This window comes from Mucilaginibacter sp. (genome assembly GCF_965277465.1).
Taxonomy (GTDB): Bacteria; Bacteroidota; Bacteroidia; order Sphingobacteriales; family Sphingobacteriaceae; genus Mucilaginibacter.
In genome coordinates, this window is record NZ_CBDICW010000002.1 from 419,311 (window position 1) to 437,108 (window position 17,798).

The window sequence follows — 17,798 nt, forward strand, 5'->3', positions numbered from 1 at the left end:
ACAAATTATGCTCCCGGCATATAGTCGGGGGCATTTTTTATGGTTTCACAAAAAACAGCAATTCCTATGTACGAGCAATTTATAGAACTGACCAACCAAATATTTTGGGAAGGTTACGCCGAAACTTTGGCGCAGGAAAACCCCGCACGGTTTCAGTTAGAGTTAAGCGATTTTTTGAACACCTACCAATCTTAAGCGAATGGAAGATAAAATCTTTTTACTGGTGAAAGTCACCATCAAAACCACGCATAGCAGCATAAACGATGCTATAACGGAACTGCAAACCGAAACGGTTTTACAGGTGAGCAGTACGCCGAATGTGGAAGTATTACAAACAAAAATTATTGAACTAAATACAAAAAATTAAAGTCATGGCACATCAAATAAATTTCAATCAGAAAACAGGCAAAAACAGCTTTATGAGCGTAAAGGAAAAGGCCTGGCACGGGTTAGGACAGATCATAGACCGCTATCCCACCAGTAGCGAAGCGATACAGCACGCAGGACTGGATTATATTGTAGAAAAACGCCCTTTATTTACTTATGATACCGCAAACCATTTAGGCGAGGGAAGCGACGATATTATGATTCCTGAAATTTCAGTCCCAAATTTCTTTGCAACCGTTCGGGCAGATACCGAGCAGGTTTTAGGGGTAGTCGGTAATGATTACGAAGTAGTGCAAAACCGTGATGCGTTTTCTTTCTTTGATGCCATCGTAGGCGGTGGTGATGGTATTTTATACGAAACGGCGGGGGCATTGGGTAACGGTGAGCGGGTTTTTATAACCGCTAAATTGCCGGATTATATTCGGGTAGGTGTTAAGGACTGGATAGAACAATACTTGTTTTTAACCACCACGCACGATGGTTTAGGAAGCATTACCGCAGCCTTCACGCCTATCAGGATTGTTTGCAATAACACACTTAACGCAGCTATGAATAATCATTCAGGTGCGATTAAAATCCGTCACACCGCATCTGCTACCGAGCGATTAAAACAGGCACATACGTTAATGGGTATCAGCAAAACTTTAGGTGGTGAATTTGAGGGCTTATTTAACCAGTGGGCAAAGGTGCGTATCACAGATGCGGAGGTTAAAAAGTTGATAAAAATTGCAATGGCACCAAATAAGGAAGTTTTGGAAAATTTAGCCGAGGGCAAATTAGACCTTTTATCTACACACTACACCAATATTGTAAATAACGTTTATGAGTATGCTTTAGGAAGTCAGACCCAGCAAATGGACACTACAGCCGGAACGGTATTTGGCGCATACAACAGCGTTACGGGCTATTTTCAAAATGTACGCAGTTTTAAAAGTGATGAAGCTAAGTTTAAATCTATTATGGACGGCACAGCCAAGCAAAGAGCGCAAACCGCTTTTAAACTTTGCCGTGATTTTGCCACGCAGGGAAGTGATGCGCTGATTTACAACTAATTGCATTTAAGGGGGAGCAATCCCCCTTATTTTTGAAATTCCCCGGCGGCGGGCTATCGCCCGCCCGAAGAACGCCCCCTGTTTTCATAGTGTTTAATGATTTTTGGTGAAAACAGGGGCCGGTTTAGTACTGGATATTTGTAAAACCCGTACTTAGATAATAGCAGACGCTACTTTTGATTATAGATTCAAACATAGATAATGTTCAGTTATCCTTTATTCGGCCTACTGCATAGCCATCGCTCAGCCCATTCGAGGATGTTTTTCCGTGAGGATATTTTTCTGCTTTTCAAGATTGACATATGTGTAGATTTGGGTGGTCATGATTAAACTATGGCCGAAACCTATAAAATTTATAAGTAGCCGAAGTTTTGTTAAAACAAGCGGCAAGTAAATTAACATAAATTTCTCTGTGGCCGGGCAGGTTCATCATGATGCTTATTATTTCAGGCCTTCCCTGATAGCCCGGACGATATTAGCGTCTAGGAAACGTTTGACAGATTTAGGGTTGCTTTTTGAGGCGGCCTGAGCTCGGCCTTCCCATGGCATATCCGGAAAATATTGCTGAATATGTAACCTGGACAAGAAGCCGGGAGGCAAATTCTTTATCAATCCATATTCTTTGATCAGATCGATGGCTGTATTAGGGCTGGCGTTTTCCCTGATGTAATTGCGCCAGCGCCGGCCGATAGAAAAACTATTCAGGAACAAGATGGCCATTTCATAGTTACTCAATTGCCCGCGCAGCCTTTTGACGTAAAAGCGCTTTTGTTCCTCGTTTAGTTCTTTTAAGTCATGAATGTAGGTGACCGTATGAAAAAAATGGCGGAAATAATTGCCAAGTTCGGACTGCATGCCGGCTTCTTTGATATCCAATAGTTTGCAAAGACGGATAACGAAAAGATAGAACCTGCGACGACCGTCGATCATAACTTCGTCAAAATGTTCGAGTGTTTCTTTTAAAATCTCTTCCGCCTCTGAACCTGATGTGCCATAAAACAATAAGGCATAAGTAACCTCGATTTTTTCCTCGACAGTCAATTTTCGGTTAAACTGGCCCTCGGTGTGAGCGACATCAAGATATTTGTCCAAATTATTAAAATTCGGGCGAAAGAGCTCAACTGCCTTGACGAATAATCCCTTACCCAATATTTTGGCGTCATAAGACATCCCGGCCACATTATCGCGGTGTATTTGCAGGAAAAGAAAAAAACGTTGTTCGATCACATCGCTTTTATTTTTTTCATCTGATTTGACCATTTGGGTCTTGAGCGTTGCTAGTTGTTCCTGTTGGTTGCGGAAGGTGACCACGATCAGGATGATCGTAATGACCGGGGCGATACTGTTGACAATATTATAGATTGAAATTAACCTTCCGGCTTCGGCTGGAGCGAACCGAAAGCAGATAACCATGAATGCGATAAAGATCAGGCATATCAATAAGATAATGATAACCTTAACTTGTTTGATTAAATTGATCATGATAATATAGGTCCCCTAAATTATCATTTATTATTTAATATACTTTATAATCGCTGGATATCAATTTAGATCAATAGTCTCATAATAAGTATCCGTCTCACGCTCTTTAGCATAAGTTGACGCTTTCTGGTTGACCTGCATTTTGTATACATAAGCCATCTTCATGCCCAAAGTCTTCAATACTTCATTCAGGTATTGCTTATTGATCGAAATATAGCTACCGGATGGAATTACATCACCCGTGTGCATTTCATCCCGGACGCCCATGGCGAAATCTAAGCGGCTGATCTTAACCTTGTCAGCTTCCTGATAGACGAGCCGGTCATCCTTGGCCTTGAAGTCCAGTGTTCCTTGTAATTGCGGGACAGGGAGCACGGGTTGATGGGCCATGCGGTAGTATTGCCAAAAATGGATAGTGTCTAAACTGATGCGCCCCAACAGGTTCATCAATTGAAGATCCTTCAACTGAACCGTGCGGTTTTGCCTTGCTCCTTCAAAAATGACCGGGTGGTTAAAGAACCCAAAATCATCAAATGATTTGGTTGCCGAATACCAAATCCCTAAGTTATCCTGAAGCGCATCATAGATCATTTTTGCTGAAGGAATAGCTTTCCCGGTGGTCTTATAGGCAAAAGGAACAACATGGATTTCACCTTGCCGGGTGCTCTGGTAATACCGTTCCCCATTGCTTATCGCACCGTGTAATTGCAATTCTTTTGAGATTCTGATGAACCAGACCACCTGATTCCGGGGCAAGATCCCAGGAGGAAAATAAATGAAAATCTTAGCTATCAGAATAAAAAACCTTGCTTCTTTGGAAGGGATCAGTGAAATAGATTTTACAGAAGACCCTTTATGTTCCGCCGGTATATTTGCGATAACCGGGCCAACGGGATCTGGTAAATCTACCATCCTGGATGCAATTTGCCTTGCTTTGTATGGTAAAACACCAAGGTATATTCAAGCCAAAGAAACAGGTATAGAGATTCAGGATACACCTGGCTCACGTATATCGCAAGGTGATGTTAAAGGAATTCTGAGAGATGGAACAGGCGAAGGATTTGCCGAAGTAGATTTTGTCGGGGTGGATGGCAATAAGTACAAAGCCAGTTGGCAGGTTAAAAGAGCTTATGGTAAAATAGAGGGAGCGCTCCAAGGTGAAGTGATTGTGCTGACTAACCTAAATACGAATGTCGTGGTGCCGGGAAAAAAAACCGAGACACTACAGCAGATCGAAAGACTGGTAGGTTTGAATTTTGAGCAGTTTACCCGCTCTGTGCTTTTAGCTCAGGGAGACTTCACCGCTTTTCTAAAGGCAAATAAAGACGAAAAGGCATCGTTACTGGAAAAACTTACCGGGAACTTTATCTATTCAGAAATATCAAAATTGATTTTCGAAAAGTGTAGAAAAGCAGAACAGGATTTACGCGAACTTAATTTACAAAAAGAGGGTATCGCAATATATGCCGATGAGGAAATTGTAATAATTGAGAATCATCAGGTGGAACTTGCAGGTCAAATTGAGCGTTTGAACAAAATTACTAAATCCGCTTCTGAAGCCAGATCTACGCTGGTACAACGGGTAAGTGAAGTTCAGTCCACAAGAACATTAGTGGACGCAAGATCTCAGGGATTGACCCAATATAAAGAAGTAACCGATGAACTTAGCGTTACAGATCATAATATTAAGGAGTTAACAAAATCACAAACCGGGTACAAAGATCAGCTACAGGTAGTTGAAAAAACTTTAGCTAATGCGAAAAGGTTAAAATCGGAGGCTTACCCTTTAATTGAAAACGCCAAAAAGCTTGATGTGGTGATCAATGAAAAGCGAGGTCAGGTTTCTGTCGCAGAAAAGGCTATTGACGATGTGAGCAAAGAAATGGAATTGCATAATTCCCAGGTACAAACAAAGCAAGAAGAGGCGGCTTCTTTAAAACAAAAAATAGATAATCTTGAATTGTGGAAAGCTGAAAACATTCACAGGCAGCCTATAGCAACAAACATCGTTTTAATTTCTTCCAAATTAACCGATGCCGCTAATATCCTGGCGTCCAAACTGAAGGCAAAGGGAGATTTAGAGCTTAATAATCAGAATGAACTTGTTTTTACTGACGAGTTGAAAATCCTTGAAAACAACGTTTTAGGAAAGAACTCGGAAATACAGCTAAAAATCGCGTCCGTCAAAACCGATCAAACAACCCTTGCCGGTATCGATATTGATAAAATCAAAAAGGACAAGCAGGCATGCGATGCAGAAATTGAGGATATTATTTTGGGGTCAGCTCAGTGGAATTTATACTACCAGGCTTTAACAGATCAGCGGTCAACGGTAAATAGTCTAAAGAACAATCAAACTGCCTTAATTGAAAAGAGAGCGTTGTTATTGTTGGCTCAAAATAAATTAACGGAGATCAAAACCATTAAAGATACCTCCGGGAAAATATTAAGTGATGCCCAATTAAGGATCGCAGAAAATGTAGAGCATTTACGTACAAACCTAATAGATGACGAACCATGCCCTGTATGTGGAAGTACAGAGCACCCCTACAAAGAGCATTCACCCGTTTTAAACCAAGTTATTTCCGGGCTTGAACACGAGCACCGCCAAAATGAAACAATTTACGAAGAATGTCTTGAAAAATATACTGGTTTAACACAAACTTGCGAGGGTTTGGAGCACCAGATAAAACTGGATAACGATCAACTTGAGAGTAGAAAAATAGCCGCTGGCCAGTTAGCGGAAAAATGGAAATCTTTTAAAATCCAAAAACAATGCGAGATTATAGATGAAGATAAAAAAGCTGTTTGGCTACGGGATAAAACAGCAGCATTAAAATCTGACCAAACTTTGTTGGATGGCAATATTATCAGCTATACTAATTTAAAACAGGCCGTAGAAAATATTCAGCTTGAAATTGAAAAAGTCAAATCGGAGTTAATTAAATTAACTGATGATGTTAAAGACAAAACCCATAAAAAACAATTATTGACCGAACTTTCCAAGGGCCTCACGCAACAGGAAGCGAAGTGCGAAACCGACCTTAAGATTTTGCATGATGAATTGTCGCCGTATTTCGAAAATAAAGATTGGTTTACCCACTGGCAAGACAATGCGCCGCAATTTATAAAGCGAATAAAGGATTTTGCTGATCTGTGGGGCCAAAAAATAGGAGACCTTGAAAACGATAAAAAAAGGGAAGGTATATGTCTTACTGAATTGCAGGGACTTGCCGGACGAACAAAAGATTTCGGATCATCTCTTAGTAAACAGAAGGAAATTCATTTAAACCGAAAAAGTGAATTGGAAGTGGTTGTCAAAGAAAGAAAGGAACTATTTAGTGGTGAAGACGTGATAACTGTTGAACAACGCTTCGAAAACAATATTGTAAATGCAGAACAAAATGTTAAAACGACAATCGGTGAACTGCAAAAAACTGAGGCACTTCTTATTACGGCGAATACCCAAAAATCACAGCTAACAAAAGATACAGAACGGCTGACAAAACTGATTAACAGTAATTCATCCAAAATAAGGGAATGGCTTGGTAATTATCAATTAAAGCATGATGTCGAATTGACGGAAGAAGAACTCGCTAGTCTGTTGCAATATACCCATGATTGGATTGAACAGGAACGAGAAGCATTGAAAGTCATTGATGATGCCGTCACTACTGGTTTATCAATACGCTTGGAGAGAAAGGGCCAATTGGAAGATCACATAAAAAAACAACTTTCAACAAGGACATCACAAGAAACAGAAGAGCTGTTAGTGGAAAATAAACTGAATCTTGACGCTTCCATACAGACAAGAAATGAGAATACATTTAAATTACAGCAGGACATTATTAACAAACAGAAATCAAGCGACCTATTGGGGAAAATCCGGGATAAAGAAGTAGTTGCCGAGAACTGGGGCAAATTAAATGAGATGATAGGGTCCGCTGATGGAAAAAAATTCCGCCAGATAGCGCAAGAGTTTACCCTCGATGTCCTGTTAGGGTATGCAAATATCCATATGCAAATGCTCAGTAGGAGATATTCTATCCAACGGATTAGTAATACATTGGGTTTACAGGTTGTTGACAAAGACATGGGAGACGAAGTGCGGACGATCTATTCGCTTTCCGGAGGTGAATCATTTCTCGTATCTCTTGCGTTGGCACTTGGCTTAGCGGAACTCTCATCAAGCAAAATGAATGTTGAGTCGTTATTCATAGATGAAGGGTTCGGCTCCTTAGACCCGGTAACATTAACTGTTGCTATGGGAGCTTTAGAAGGCCTTCATAATCAAGGCCGGAAAGTTGGTGTAATATCACACGTTCAGGAAATGACCGAAAGGATTCCAGCTCAAATCAGAGTAAGAAAGTGTGCCAGTGGTAAAAGTGAAATAACAATTGCCGTTTTATAATTAAGTTGTAATTATTAAATATCAATGATACAACCGCACATCTCGGTACACTAATTTAACTGCGAAATCGAGCGGATCTACAAAAACGAACTTTTCAAAGTCCTCGACAATGGCTCTGTATTCAGAGACCACCGTCTTAGCGGTCTGGAGGAAGATTCCATATCAATCCACTCTTTGACAGAGTCAGCTTTCTTTTATCGAATAGTTCGTTCATGATCATCCATACCTGGTCGGTTAGCGGGAAGGATCTTTTGGAACTTAAATCTTTTTTTTCATAGAATCCAGTGATTGATATTTTTTCGATAACAATTTCGTCGTTCTGTTGCTTCCAGAATAAAGTGCGGGTGAGCGGATAGGCTATGGTAATATTTTTCAATAGATCCCCGCGTCTTTGTACTTCTTCAGAAAATGCTTTCATAAATTCACTAAACGCTATGGCCCTGCCATCTACATCCTGCAATTTGACATACCACATGCCCATGATTTCGTCTTCACCGGCAATCGTTCGGCTGCCCAAATCGATGCTGGTTACTTTTCCACGGGAGCGGATTACCTTAAAGTTGAAATCAATGAGTCCAATCTCCACTATTTTTTGGAAATCTGCATCATTTTCCCCGGCTTCGCTCAGTTCGACCAATTTTATCCCTTTGTGCTGCGCATAGGTTAGCGTATCCTTGGTAAATCCACTCTTACAGACGATGATGCCGCTCGCGATATCCGCATCCAGCATGATCTCGGAAAGTTTCATTACGACCTCTTTGTCTACTTTTTTATTCCAGTACTTGCATTCGATCGCGGTGAGCAATTGCCGGTCATCTTCGAACTGTTCGGTCAGCACGTCTATCTGATGCTCAACTGTGGATTTTCCTTTGATCTTGCAATTAGGTCCATAACCCTTGACCTTGGCGCCATCTTGCGCACCTAGAGCCCCATAAATGTATTGTGTGATGGCTTCATATTCCTTCCAGTCAAGCTCGTTTTTATCGGACATAATTTTCAGGTTGATCTTTCAGATTATTGCCAGCCCAAAAGGTGAATATTCTACAAGGGCTTCTGCAATTTGATCCTATCATAAAGCTAAACATTTCAAAAATAATTTCGCAATCCATTAGGTTTCCGAAATGCCCATAATTCCTTTCCCATTATTACAATACCCCGGATTGGATCATTAATGGCAATGGTACTTTGGAGGCACCCTGTTTAGTCGACCGCAGCAAATCAGTTCGTTTTTCAACAATAGATAACTATTTATTATCAGTTATTCGTGGAGACAAAAAAACTCTCATCATTGATGAGAGTTTTAAATTATAAGGAAAATAAATAATAATGGTCGTTTAAGTCTTTAAAGAGGTTTGATCACAAATCATCTGATTTGAATCCAATCCTTTTTCGTGGCTTAGGATTATTTTTAACTTCAATAAGTTCATCAAGATAACGAAATACTATTTCCAAATTTTTATCCTGATTATCTAACTTACTTTTTATTTTTTCTATTTCTAACCGTAGTTCTGTATTATCAATAAACATTTGCCGTATTCTTATGAAAATCCTCATAATTTGAATGTTAACAGCTATCGCTCGGTCGCTATTTAAAATTCCTGAAAGCATTGCTACCCCTTGCTCAGTAAATGCATATGGCAAACTTCTGCGACCACCCCAACTTGAGGTCACAATTTGTGATTTCAAGTTTGACCATTCTTGATCAGTGAGCTGAAACATAAAGTCAGATGGAAACCGTTTAATATTTCTTTGTACGGCTTGATTTAGGACGCCAGTGGTGACTTGATATAGTTCGGCAAGTTCTTTATCCAACATTACCTTCTGATTTCTTACAAAGTAGATTTGATTCATTACAATCTCATCAGGTACTATAATCGCTTTTTCCATAATATTAAGTTTTATAATTTACAAATGACTTGATATCACAAATTGTGATATCAAGATGAATACTACGATATTTTTAATAACCCATGTTCGCTAAAAATTTTACCTTCCAATACTTTCATATTGTTGCTAATTTTACGTTTAGTGATCTTCGCATAAATTTGGGTTGATCGTAAATCTTTGTGGCCTAATAACTTTCCGACAGTTTCTATAGGAACATCATTTTCAAGAAGAACCGTGGTCGCAAAAGTGTGCCTTGCTGTATGAGTGGTGAGTTCTTTTTTAATTCCGCAAATAGTTGCGACTTCTTTGATATAGGCATTATATCTGACGTTGCTATTAACAGGTAGTAGCTTGTTTTCTTCAACACAGTAAGGATGATTTTTATACTTTTCAATTATTGCCAGGGCAATAGGCAATAACGGCACAGTTTCTTCAACACCAGTCTTCTGCCTGTCTTTAGTGATCCACAACTTGCCATCAAGTCCTTTGAAAATATTTGTCGGTTCAAGATTGTAAACAGTTTCGTAGGCATAGCCAGTAAAGCAGCAAAACACATATACATCTCGTACTTCAGCTAAACGTTCAACTGCAATTTCTTTTTCATACATTCCAACCAGCTCGTGCATTTCAAGCGTTTCTCTATCTGGATCAACATATGTGCATTTGAAGCCTGAGATAGTATTGTGCTTGATCCAACCTTCATCAATAGCCCGTTCAATGATCTGCTTTAGGGTCTTTACATATTTCATCGCGGTATTATCACCAATATTATCCATTGTTAGAAAATGAAAGAAATTAACTGCGAAAGCCATTTCAATATCTTCTAAGGCTATATCGCCCAGTTTTAATTTTTTTCTTAAATAGTTCTGTACTTTATCTTTCAGGCGCTCATAACGGACTAAAGTACCCTTGCTTCCTTTGTTTTTACTGACCCGCTCTGCAAACTCTTCGTTGTGAAGTTTAAATGCGTGCATCAGGGTTTTTTGTAAAACCTGTTTTGGCATGTAGGCATCTTTAACCATTGTCGCCGTTACTCTTTTGTTTACTGCTACAAGTTGATTGTAGTGCTTTTCTAATTCCACCCTTGTTTTCGCTACGTAGCTATTTATTAGTTTATAATCTGGGCAATTCATTCCTGCGATGGCCGCCTTTTCGTCCCAGGTGTCTGGATGGATTTTTTTACCTGACGAAAAGCCATCACGCTTTCCGTTAATGGTAATTCTTACCCAAATTGGCACTAAACCATCTTTGGAAGCTTTTTGACGGTTTAGCCAAAAAAGGATTGATAGATCTTCATTTACTTTCATGAGATTTTTGTTTAAAAATGAAACGATTTGTTTTTAAACTGAAAATCAAACTGATACAAGGCACCAGTATTAATTCGGTAACCTAATTTCGGAAGAATGTATAGGTTACCGAATAGGTTACCGATTACTTTGAATTAGATTGAACTAACCTGCATTAAAATTCTTGAGAAAAGTAGAGGGAGAGATTTCGAAAAAGTTGGTTTTTAAGCTAAAAACCGCGTTTAAACAAAAAAGAGCCTCTTTTTCAAGAGGCTCTTACTTCAAAAACCGAAACGGATGGGTTAACTACTGTGGTAGTTTGTGATCCCGCTGGGATTCGAACCCAGGACCCCAACATTAAAAGTGTTATGCTCTACCAGCTGAGCTACGGAATCGTACTTTAAACCGCTTCGTTTTAAAGTGGTGCAAATATAGGGCTATTTACCATTGCGTGCAAGCCTTATTGTAATTTATTTTAAAGTATTTTTAATGACTTCATTGCCAGTGTTCTACATTTTTAAAATTGCTATTTTACCTCCGTTGCCTGCAAGTAATACCATTTTTCCGTGTTTTGCTTTACGGCAAACATTAAAGCTGGTATCGTCTATTTTTGTCCATGTTTTGCCGCCATCTATAGTAATATTGGTACCGGGAGTGCCAGTTGCGAGGAATGTATCATCCTTTATAAATTCAACACACGACTGAAAACCAGCAGGTTCCTTTTCTGCAGCCTTAAAAGATGTGGGCTTTTGCAATGCATAATTTACCGCTACTGAGTCTGTTTTTTTATCGTTCTCGTAATCGCCGCCTACTAATATGCCTACATTTTTCCCAATTGCTAATGAAAACGAACCCTGGCTTGCTTTGCCATGCGTAATAGGTAAATTAACGTAATCCCAAACTTCTTTGTCTGCATGGTAAGTAATCAATCTGGCGTTTGTACCACCCGATGCTATGTATATTTTGCCATCAATGGTTCTTAAACAAGTGCCGCTTGCTGCAAAGGCAGCCTCACCCGGGATAGCATAAGGCTCATTTTTAAAAGGGTTCCAAGTTTCACCGCCGTCGTTGGTTTCAAGAAGCATAAATTTGTTATTTATAGGATCTCCTGATATAATACCTTGGTGTGGATTGTCAAAGTCCATCGCATCTAAAAAATAAGTAGTATCGGTGTTTTTATATTTTACCTGCCAGTTAGCACCACCATCTATAGTTTTTAAAACCAAAGCAGGTGTACCAGAGCTCATGATAACTGCTTCGCTGGCCGAGAACGCTTCAATATCTCTGAACTCTGCTTTTTCAAAACCTTTAACCTGTTGCCATGCCCAGTTTTTACCGCCATCGGTTGTAATGGCGATATAGCCTTTGCTGCCGCTTATCCAGGCAATATTATCATCTACAACCGATAAGCCACGAATGCTGGTGGGCTTGCCCTGTTGTAGGTGAATAATACTTTGTGCTTTTAAAAAGGAACTAAAAAGTAAAAAGATTAAAAGCAGGTTTATTGACTTGATATAGGTGGTTTTCATTTTTTGCATTGTTAAAAATTACAGATAGTTCACCACTAAATTAATTTTTACCGCATGATGTTGCAACCTATTATCAATTTTTATATTTATTAAGCGGCTTTTTATACTAAACGATTATATTTGCAGCCTTGTTATAAGTTTTTGTTTGTTAATTGACCGGCTTTTAACAGTACAATGCCCGGATGGCGAAATTGGTAAACGTTGCGGTCTCAGAAGCCGTTGAGAATTGTCTCTTGAGAGTTCGAGTCTCTCTTCGGGCACATCTATCTTAGAATCAAAGTCTTAGGTTTAAAGTACGCGGTTAGATTTAGGGCCTGAAACTGAAAACTTAAGACTTTGTACTATTAAAAAGCCCAGGTGGCGAAATTGGTAGACGCACCATCTTGAGGGGGTGGCATTCGTAAGGATGTGGCGGTTCGAATCCGCTCCTGGGCACAATCTCTTTATATCTCCCTTTTATCGGTATTTCCTGATAAGCCTTAGCAATGGTTTTTCGATAACCAGATGGCATCCTATCGAGGCAATGATCAGTACTATCAACGATAAATAAAATAGCGGTGTATTCCCCCAATTAAATTTTCGATTTAAAATAATCAAAAGTGAAAAAACAGGGTACTGCAAAATATAGATGTCATAGCTGATATTCCCAAAAAACACAAGTGGTTTTGCCGCTAAAAGTTTAGTGAGCTTATTCTTGGATAACGAGAGCCATAAAATAAAGGGGCCAAAAAATAGTACAAATAAGCCGTTATGAAAATTAACCTCAAGAGATTGCCTGAGGTTAGGATATAAAACCAGCAGAGAGATAACTGTGCACATCAGTATCAAAGCAATATTTTTTACCCTATTTATTGAGCTAAAGCCATTCTTTTTTATTAAACAGATAAACAATAAACCTAAAGCATTACCTGCCAAAAACTCATTTAAGTGAAACAATGGAAAATAGTGAATGAAATTGCTTTCGAGATTAACTGGGAAAGGAAAATCAAAAAGTGTATTGCTTATTAAATAAATACATACCTGCGATATAAGGAAAAACGCCAGGATAGCAAGTATGATGTTATTAAACCTGAACTTATTATACACATAATTATAGAGCAGCGGGAATAATAAATAAAAAAATGCTTCTACTGATAGAGACCATCCCGGGTAATTATAAACCATCGTGTATCTGGGTACCCAAGATTGTAAAAGAAGCACATGCAGCGAAGTGCCGGTAAGATCAAAACGCCAGCCGTTGTTAATTACAATAGTTAATACCAGCGCAATAAAATATACTGGATAGATCCGTGAAAACCTGTTTATATAATATTCTTTTAAATTTAGTTTTTTTAGGTGATGATATGCCACTACCATTATAAAGCCTGATAGAACAAAAAAGAAACTTACACAAACATTAGCATTGCTAAACACATTTGATAAAATGCTTTTATTAAACGGGGTGGCAAGTTTTCCGTAATGAAAAACAACAATAAACAAAGCGGCTAAAAAACGGGTAAAGGTTAGCTGGTTAATTTTTATTACATCATTTACCATATTGCACCAGCTAATATATGGCTATTGGATTTATAATGAGTCCAATAATTTATTAGTTGGTTGCTTTATACTGATGTTGATAGTACCACTCCAGTATTAAAACCCCATCGCTCCATGATAACTTACCATCGGCAGCTACCTGGGCCACAAAAATTGAAAGGCTATGCAAAAATGCATTTTTAACATCGCCATCTAAACCCTGTAAAACTTTTACTGCACATTTGGTTATTTCTTGTGGGTCTGTTAGTTCTTTGCAGCTATCAGCCAGTTTTAATTCAGTTAAAATGGAAGGTAATTTAGCTCGCAACCATGTTTTAATCTCATCATCAATATCGCCAGGAATAATGGCAGTTAATATATCTGCCATGGGCGAATCGACAAAAGTTTTAACGTTTTCGGTTAGTACAACACCAATGTGGATTGCATTTTTTAATTCGGCAGGTATACCATCAAACAAGGCTTTAATATCGCCCCATACTTTATTCAGAAAGGTTTTTAAACTCATTTTTTAATTATAAATAGTTATTTATCTTTTTTAACAGCACTCAATAAAACCTGAGAATTTATCTTAGGCGCTATTTGCCTTTGAAGGTCAGGCGTTTCTGTTTGCGTGAATTTAATTTCATTTACTTCTTTTTGTAGTAGCACAACTTCATCTTCAAGCACTTTTATGCGGATATTATTTATCCGCGTTTCAGTTTCTTGTGTAGTTTTGATGCTGTTTATATCGCTTTTTAACCCGAAATAGGTGGTCATTACTGATGCTACTATACTTGGCAGTGCCTCCGTTACCATTAGCTTTTTTATTTCGGTACAAAATTCATCGGCCTCATATTCATTATACAGCTTGCCTGTTACCCTGCAAAAAAAATAATGGGCCAGTACCTGGCAACATGCTTTTAATGATGGATTAAAGTTTTGCTGCCAGTTTTGCTCGCCATATTGTTTAATGTGGGCGTTTATTTCATCGGCAATAATATCTCGCGCAGCCATAAATGCCCCGGCAGGCTCAACAGATAAATTTTTAATTACACTTACCGTTTTAACCTCATCGTTTAAATAAAAAGTTATTTTCTGCGGAATGTTGTTGTTATCATAAAGCAAGCTGATTTGCTGCGATAGGTCAATTACGTGCAGGGTAAATACCTCAAAATCCTGCATGTTTATCACATTTTGCAAATCGTTAACGGCAATGCCTGATAATATGCTGATGGCTTCCAGGTCATTAAGATCAGGCTTTTCCTGCATAGCCATTAATTGCCCTAAGGTGACCTCTTTTAGCTGGGTAGGGATGCTTACCCGCAACCAGCCTTGCGTTGTTTTTAGTGTTTTTTCTATCATGGATTATTAAAAAATTTAATGGTTAGCCAAGGGCGATTTAATGCCACTTATGGTCATGAATTGCTTTTTGTATAATTTTATCATGGACTATTACGGCAGCTGAATAGTACTACTTCAATAAATTAGCTGCTGCAAAATCAATGTCATTAGACTCTGCTTGTGGTAAATAGCTTTTTGTCCTTTTTGATCTTTCGGCTGCTTTTAATTTGTTCAATGCTACATAGCGCAGTGGATCAATGAGGTGATTAAATGAATCAACAGGCTCATTTAGCGTTTTGCCAAGCCGGTCGGTTTTCCATTTGTAGCGAGCCAGCTCATTGCGCAGGTTAACGCTTCGGCGGGTTATATTTATAGTATACCGCTTTAAAATATCAATACTATGGTTAACACTATCGGCCCCTTTTTTGGCACCGGTAATGCGCCATCCCAGGCGGCGTAATTCTTCAATTGATTTTGGTTCGGCACTATCAGCCACTATAGGGGTGCTTTTGCTGATGCCTGCCGTAATCATTCTGGCCGATATATCGGTATTGGTAAGGCCTGTTTCGTACAGTACCTCATCAACCCAAAGCTCGCCGTTTTGCTTGTACACCAGTACAAGTCCGGTTTCATCATTGGTAAAGCCAAAATCGAGCCCGGCAGCTATGGGTTTTGCATGTTGGGGTATAGCATCGCACAGTTGCCAGTTGCTGAAAATGATGCCAGTGATTTTTCCGGTTAGTCCACGTGCATAAACACGCCATAGCTGCAGGTCTTCGGTTTTCAGGCTTTCAATTTTATTTTTGGTTTGTGTCGATAAAAAAGGGTTGTGCCTGTGATCAGAAATAATTACCTGTACACCGGGCCTGCCCATGAGGTTATCGTGTACCCAAAAAGCGCTGTTGGGGTTATAATCAATAAATATTTTTTGTTTGGTACGCAGGGCCAACTCCGTATATACATCCCACGCAATGCCATTGGCTTCATTAATGAAAAGATAATCGCGCTTGCCCGACTTTGCATCCTGCGCATCATTATAACTTTTAAACTCTATTAATGTGCCATTGTAAAACTCAAAGATCCTGTCGGTTTTATTATAACTTTTTATCATGGCCTTTAGCATTGGTAATGATTGGTAGATATTGCCGGCATCGCGCAGGGCACCTGCTTTAAGGTTTGGTATATCCTGCCCAACAACCGTTATAACCAAATTTTCAGTAGCGCAGGCCAGGCAAAAAAGTACCTGTATAATGGCAAACGTTTTGCCCGAGCTTGTGCCGCCCTGGTTAATAACCACATGGCTATCAGTATGATAATTGAGTCCGAATAATACTGAAGCCTTTTGCGCATTCATGTTTCTTATTTAAAATTAATTTATATTTGTTTTGATAAACCACGCTACAACCAAGCCATGCGTAATCTTTACTATTTGTTTACTGCTGTAATTATGTGCTGCTTGTATGCCTGCGCAAAAGATAACAGCGCAAAAACCCAGCAAGCTATGCTGATAGGTAAATGGACGCTACAGCATGAAAACTATCAGCTAACTATCAGCGGGGTACAAAAAATCGATACCATTATAACAGCATCTGCCAATAACTATAGCAGTGTACAGTTTAATAAAGCAGGTACTTTTGCAGGTGCAAGTTTTGCACTTACAGGTAATACTGGTAGTTTATCGGGTGGTTTGCAGGCACAAAGTGATAGCCTAAGCGGTACCTATAGTTTTACGGGTACCCTATTTAATGCATCTAATACAATAACCGGCTTTATAATAAACACACCAGTGTTTTTTACAAGTGGCGGCTTAAATTTAGCCTTAACAAATACGCAGGCATCTCAGTCGGTGCAAATAAACCAGTTAAAAACTACTGCTTTAACATTGCATACCCAAATTACTTATAAAGTTATTGCAGATACTTTTAAAATTGATCAGTACCTGTATTATACTCGGTAGCTGGTCATTAACTCTATTGATATGAAAAGATATGTGCTGTTAGTGATTCCTGTTATATTATTCTGTTTTAGCGCTTGTAAAAAAGATGCCGCACAACCGCAAGCTACGGTTACCCTTGTTGGTAAATGGTATTTAACACAGCACAATCTTACGCTAATCAGTAACGGGGTGCAGGTAGGTTCATCATCAAAAACCAGCTATACAACTAACGATTATGCACAGTATTTTAATGATGGCACGGGCATATTATCGGCCAACAGCTCATCATCGGCACCAAGCCTAAGTACATTTAGGTATACGCTTAATGGCACTACCATAATACAAACCAGCAGTAACCAGGTAAATGTAACCGAAACTATTACCAAATTAACGGCAACTGCGCTTTCCATTCATTATGAAACACTAATAGGCGATCCGGTTAATTCCAGCCAGATTGATACCGAAATTGATGATTATGATTTTAAACGCTAAGGAGTTATAAAACTACTTCCTTTTCGGTTGCTGCAGGGGCAGGGCCCGTTTCAATAATTTCAATCTGTATGGTTTTGGGCAATAGCTCAGCAGTTGATATAGTATCTGTCCTTTCGTTCCAGCCCATGCTTTTAAGGGCAAATATGGCTCCAGTCGATGATTGATTATGCAACTTTCGCTCGTACGATGCCTCAATGCGCAGTTTTGCACGTTTAAGCAGGTGGGCATAAGCGCCGTTTTGTTCATAATCATCAAATTCCTGCCTGCTGTTAAAGCCTAAATACAAAGTTAAACCTGCAAATGTTGCGGGTTCGGGCTCGCGGTCCCACACTTTGATTGTCACTGATGCATCTGCCTTGCCTTCTTTGCCCGGTTTGTTTTCCAAGTGATACTCGCCTTCAATATAATTGAAATAAGCATCAATGTGTTTAGCAGTAGCTGCAGCAGTAGTAAAACCAGGTGGGCGCATTATAATAACGG

17 protein-coding genes and 3 tRNA genes are annotated in these 17,798 nt (G+C 39.1%); 8 read left to right on the forward strand and 12 right to left on the reverse strand.

The window, feature by feature from the left end; genetic code table 11:
* The first annotated feature begins 66 nt into the window (after positions 1-66).
* The 3 genes from ACQY4U_RS14170 to ACQY4U_RS14180 are packed head-to-tail and all read left to right on the forward strand — an operon-like array spanning position 67 to position 1,439.
* Positions 67-195, forward strand: a complete 129-nt coding sequence (locus tag ACQY4U_RS14170; protein WP_428330096.1) for a hypothetical protein — start codon at positions 67-69, stop codon at positions 193-195.
* Between the two features lie 4 nt (positions 196-199).
* On the forward strand, positions 200-367 hold the full coding sequence (locus tag ACQY4U_RS14175; protein ID WP_428330097.1) for a hypothetical protein: 168 nt from the start codon (positions 200-202) through the stop codon (positions 365-367).
* A gap of 4 nt (positions 368-371) precedes the next feature.
* The gene (locus ACQY4U_RS14180; RefSeq protein ID WP_428330098.1) at positions 372-1,439 is read left to right on the forward strand and encodes a DUF932 domain-containing protein; all 1,068 of its coding nucleotides are present in this window, start codon (positions 372-374) and stop codon (positions 1,437-1,439) included.
* 441 nt (positions 1,440-1,880) lie between these two features.
* On the opposite strand, the gene ACQY4U_RS14185 is transcribed toward ACQY4U_RS14180, so the two are convergent.
* Together ACQY4U_RS14185 and ACQY4U_RS14190 are read right to left on the reverse strand one after the other, a co-directional pair.
* A complete protein-coding gene (locus ACQY4U_RS14185; protein WP_428330099.1) occupies positions 1,881-2,921 on the reverse strand; it encodes a putative phage abortive infection protein in 1,041 nt (346 codons plus the stop codon).
* Positions 2,922-2,981: 60 nt separating this feature from the next.
* Positions 2,982-3,632, reverse strand: coding sequence for a hypothetical protein (locus ACQY4U_RS14190; protein ID WP_428330100.1), 651 nt, complete (start codon positions 3,630-3,632; stop codon positions 2,982-2,984).
* A gap of 64 nt (positions 3,633-3,696) precedes the next feature.
* Between ACQY4U_RS14190 and ACQY4U_RS14195 the strand changes: the two genes are divergently transcribed.
* Positions 3,697-7,332 carry an AAA family ATPase gene (locus ACQY4U_RS14195; protein WP_428330101.1) on the forward strand — a complete coding sequence of 1,212 codons (3,636 nt, stop codon included), beginning with the start codon at positions 3,697-3,699 and terminating at the stop codon, positions 7,330-7,332.
* Positions 7,333-7,468: 136 nt separating this feature from the next.
* Here the strand turns inward: ACQY4U_RS14195 and ACQY4U_RS14200 are convergent, their stop codons facing one another.
* From ACQY4U_RS14200 to ACQY4U_RS14220, 5 genes are all read right to left on the reverse strand, one after another.
* Positions 7,469-8,323 carry a restriction endonuclease gene (locus tag ACQY4U_RS14200; RefSeq protein ID WP_428330102.1) on the reverse strand — a complete coding sequence of 285 codons (855 nt, stop codon included), beginning with the start codon at positions 8,321-8,323 and terminating at the stop codon, positions 7,469-7,471.
* A 365-nt stretch (positions 8,324-8,688) separates the two neighbouring features.
* Positions 8,689-9,219: an ORF6N domain-containing protein gene (locus ACQY4U_RS14205; protein ID WP_428330103.1), complete on the reverse strand. Its 531-nt coding sequence runs from the start codon at positions 9,217-9,219 to the stop codon at positions 8,689-8,691.
* A gap of 62 nt (positions 9,220-9,281) precedes the next feature.
* A complete protein-coding gene (locus tag ACQY4U_RS14210; RefSeq protein ID WP_428330104.1) occupies positions 9,282-10,526 on the reverse strand; it encodes a site-specific integrase in 1,245 nt (414 codons plus the stop codon).
* Between the two features lie 301 nt (positions 10,527-10,827).
* Positions 10,828-10,900: transfer RNA gene (locus ACQY4U_RS14215), tRNA-Lys, on the reverse strand.
* 114 nt (positions 10,901-11,014) lie between these two features.
* Positions 11,015-12,034, reverse strand: coding sequence for a WD40/YVTN/BNR-like repeat-containing protein (locus ACQY4U_RS14220; RefSeq protein ID WP_428330105.1), 1,020 nt, complete (start codon positions 12,032-12,034; stop codon positions 11,015-11,017).
* Positions 12,035-12,210: 176 nt separating this feature from the next.
* Here ACQY4U_RS14220 and ACQY4U_RS14225 point away from each other — a divergent pair.
* Together ACQY4U_RS14225 and ACQY4U_RS14230 are read left to right on the forward strand one after the other, a co-directional pair.
* Positions 12,211-12,294 (forward strand) — tRNA-Leu (locus ACQY4U_RS14225).
* A 91-nt stretch (positions 12,295-12,385) separates the two neighbouring features.
* Positions 12,386-12,469 (forward strand) — tRNA-Leu (locus tag ACQY4U_RS14230).
* Between the two features lie 21 nt (positions 12,470-12,490).
* On the opposite strand, the gene ACQY4U_RS14235 is transcribed toward ACQY4U_RS14230, so the two are convergent.
* The 4 genes from ACQY4U_RS14235 to ACQY4U_RS14250 all read right to left on the reverse strand — a co-directional run bounded on the left by ACQY4U_RS14235 (position 12,491) and on the right by ACQY4U_RS14250 (position 16,244).
* On the reverse strand, positions 12,491-13,570 hold the full coding sequence (locus tag ACQY4U_RS14235) for an acyltransferase family protein (protein WP_428330106.1): 1,080 nt from the start codon (positions 13,568-13,570) through the stop codon (positions 12,491-12,493).
* 52 nt (positions 13,571-13,622) lie between these two features.
* The gene (locus ACQY4U_RS14240) at positions 13,623-14,075 is read right to left on the reverse strand and encodes a hypothetical protein (protein ID WP_428330107.1); all 453 of its coding nucleotides are present in this window, start codon (positions 14,073-14,075) and stop codon (positions 13,623-13,625) included.
* Between the two features lie 17 nt (positions 14,076-14,092).
* Complete coding sequence (locus tag ACQY4U_RS14245) at positions 14,093-14,911, reverse strand: hypothetical protein (protein WP_428330108.1); 819 nt, start codon at positions 14,909-14,911, stop codon at positions 14,093-14,095.
* 109 nt (positions 14,912-15,020) lie between these two features.
* Entirely contained in the window at positions 15,021-16,244 is a 1,224-nt protein-coding gene (locus ACQY4U_RS14250) for a PBSX family phage terminase large subunit (RefSeq protein ID WP_428330109.1), read from the reverse strand.
* Positions 16,245-16,301: 57 nt separating this feature from the next.
* Here ACQY4U_RS14250 and ACQY4U_RS14255 point away from each other — a divergent pair, with 57 nt between their 5' ends.
* Together ACQY4U_RS14255 and ACQY4U_RS14260 are read left to right on the forward strand one after the other, a co-directional pair.
* Complete coding sequence (locus tag ACQY4U_RS14255; protein WP_428330110.1) at positions 16,302-16,847, forward strand: hypothetical protein; 546 nt, start codon at positions 16,302-16,304, stop codon at positions 16,845-16,847.
* Between the two features lie 21 nt (positions 16,848-16,868).
* Positions 16,869-17,318 carry a hypothetical protein gene (locus ACQY4U_RS14260; RefSeq protein WP_428330111.1) on the forward strand — a complete coding sequence of 150 codons (450 nt, stop codon included), beginning with the start codon at positions 16,869-16,871 and terminating at the stop codon, positions 17,316-17,318.
* A 4-nt stretch (positions 17,319-17,322) separates the two neighbouring features.
* Here the strand turns inward: ACQY4U_RS14260 and ACQY4U_RS14265 are convergent, their stop codons facing one another.
* Positions 17,323-17,787 (reverse strand): terminase small subunit, encoded by a 465-nt coding sequence (locus tag ACQY4U_RS14265; protein ID WP_428330112.1) that lies wholly within the window; start codon positions 17,785-17,787, stop codon positions 17,323-17,325.
* Positions 17,788-17,798: the final 11 nt, after the last annotated feature.

Bases quoted from the DNA above. Each gene is read 5' to 3' on its own strand.
- ACQY4U_RS14170 (WP_428330096.1), top strand. From the start codon at position 67: ATGTACGAGCAATTTATAGAACTGACCAACCAAATATTTTGGGAAGGT.
- ACQY4U_RS14175 (WP_428330097.1), top strand. From the start codon at position 200: ATGGAAGATAAAATCTTTTTACTGGTGAAAGTCACCATCAAAACCACG.
- ACQY4U_RS14180 (WP_428330098.1), top strand. From the start codon at position 372: ATGGCACATCAAATAAATTTCAATCAGAAAACAGGCAAAAACAGCTTT.
- ACQY4U_RS14185 (WP_428330099.1), bottom strand. From the start codon at position 2,921: ATGATCAATTTAATCAAACAAGTTAAGGTTATCATTATCTTATTGATA.
- ACQY4U_RS14195 (WP_428330101.1), top strand. From the start codon at position 3,697: ATGAAAATCTTAGCTATCAGAATAAAAAACCTTGCTTCTTTGGAAGGG.
- ACQY4U_RS14200 (WP_428330102.1), bottom strand. From the start codon at position 8,323: ATGTCCGATAAAAACGAGCTTGACTGGAAGGAATATGAAGCCATCACA.
- ACQY4U_RS14205 (WP_428330103.1), bottom strand. From the start codon at position 9,219: ATGGAAAAAGCGATTATAGTACCTGATGAGATTGTAATGAATCAAATC.
- ACQY4U_RS14210 (WP_428330104.1), bottom strand. From the start codon at position 10,526: ATGAAAGTAAATGAAGATCTATCAATCCTTTTTTGGCTAAACCGTCAA.
- ACQY4U_RS14220 (WP_428330105.1), bottom strand. From the start codon at position 12,034: ATGAAAACCACCTATATCAAGTCAATAAACCTGCTTTTAATCTTTTTA.
- ACQY4U_RS14235 (WP_428330106.1), bottom strand. From the start codon at position 13,570: ATGGTAAATGATGTAATAAAAATTAACCAGCTAACCTTTACCCGTTTT.
- ACQY4U_RS14240 (WP_428330107.1), bottom strand. From the start codon at position 14,075: ATGAGTTTAAAAACCTTTCTGAATAAAGTATGGGGCGATATTAAAGCC.
- ACQY4U_RS14245 (WP_428330108.1), bottom strand. From the start codon at position 14,911: ATGATAGAAAAAACACTAAAAACAACGCAAGGCTGGTTGCGGGTAAGC.
- ACQY4U_RS14250 (WP_428330109.1), bottom strand. From the start codon at position 16,244: ATGAATGCGCAAAAGGCTTCAGTATTATTCGGACTCAATTATCATACT.
- ACQY4U_RS14255 (WP_428330110.1), top strand. From the start codon at position 16,302: ATGCGTAATCTTTACTATTTGTTTACTGCTGTAATTATGTGCTGCTTG.
- ACQY4U_RS14260 (WP_428330111.1), top strand. From the start codon at position 16,869: ATGAAAAGATATGTGCTGTTAGTGATTCCTGTTATATTATTCTGTTTT.
- ACQY4U_RS14265 (WP_428330112.1), bottom strand. From the start codon at position 17,787: ATGCGCCCACCTGGTTTTACTACTGCTGCAGCTACTGCTAAACACATT.